Annotated in this window: 2 protein-coding genes; both read right to left on the bottom strand. The window is 44.4% G+C overall.

The window, feature by feature from the left end; translation table 11 throughout:
* Positions 1-459 (bottom strand): transposase (locus JGK22_RS33130; RefSeq protein ID WP_293187248.1); only part of this gene is annotated, 459 nt, incomplete at its 3' end.
* Entirely contained in the window at positions 425-619 is a 195-nt protein-coding gene (locus JGK22_RS33125; RefSeq protein WP_293187246.1) for a transposase, read from the bottom strand. The genes JGK22_RS33130 and JGK22_RS33125, both read right to left, overlap by 35 nt.
* Positions 620-1,106: the final 487 nt, after the last annotated feature.

The raw sequence follows: 1,106 nt of genomic DNA, 5'->3' as shown, positions 1-1,106 counted from the left end.
CGTCTGTTCTCCAATACCTGGAATCGAAGTCAACAGCTCGCGCTGCTGTTTTAAATGCGGATGTTGGTCAAAATGATCGCTAATCATTTTTTTGATTTCTGCTTGTTGTTCTTTGATGTATTCCAAATGAGCTCTCGTAAGTTTAGCTACAGTTTCTGTAGCTGTTTCCAAACGATTCTCTTCCTGTTGATACATCTGAGTCAAAGATTCTAGTCGTCGCAGTAAAGCTTGTAATTCCTTGACTTCCAACGGGGTTGGTGTCCACAAAGACGGTTTCATCGCCGCACAAAAACGAGCAATCAGTGCCGCATCTACAGAGTCAGTTTTAGTTCTCAGAAGTTCGCTTTTAGCAAACCCTTTAATACGCGCCGGATTAACAATGCTAACCTGAAAGCCATTCCCATATAGGAATTCGGCTAAGGCTTCACGCCAAAATGCTAGTGGCTTCCATGCAGGCATGAAGTTCAACAACACTTTGTTTTTGAAGCCAGTTATGCAAACTCTCAAACCCTTGAATATTGTTCGTAAACTTTTTGGGTTTAGTTGCACGACCTTCTTTCAGTAATGAGACGTGAAAGTCTCTTTTACTGATGTCTATACCTAAGACTGTTGATGTCATTGTTTGCTCCAGATGTACTCCGATTTTATGAAAGAACCGACAGGCAATTGAATACTAACCTTGTAAATGCAGGCTTTCCCGGGCGATGCCGAGAGCCTAAGATACTGTCCAGCTTTAGGTGCGCCTGTCATCAGTAATGGGAGCTTATCTACGCAACAGACTTATGCAGTCTAAGGGGCGGGCCAACTTCACCGATTTCTGATGTCCTTGAACAACACTTTCTGCTGAAACTGGCATCTTATTCAGAAACTTTTCTAGTTTCTTTAGATTTACCTGATTGTCGGCTTGATCGCCCACTTGTCGGCTCGATCGCCTGATTGTCGGTACGATCGCCTGATGATCGGTACGATCGCCTGATGGTCGGCTCGATCGCCTGATTGTCGGCTCGATCGACTGAAAGTCTGTACGATCGCCTGATTATCGGTATGATTGAATCAATGACGTGGCGATCGACTGACTGACTCTTTTAAGATACAAGGGGCGGGTT

The sequence above is a fragment of the Microcoleus sp. PH2017_08_TRC_O_A genome, from assembly GCF_020738665.1.
In the GTDB taxonomy this organism is placed as follows: Bacteria; Cyanobacteriota; Cyanobacteriia; order Cyanobacteriales; family Microcoleaceae; genus Microcoleus.
Note: the sequence above shows the minus strand (reverse complement) of the source record. Positions and strands in the feature narration are given on the sequence as shown.

Excerpts from the sequence above, each read along its gene's own strand:
- JGK22_RS33125 (WP_293187246.1), bottom strand. The coding sequence starts at position 619 with ATGACATCAACAGTCTTAGGTATAGACATCAGTAAAAGAGACTTTCAC.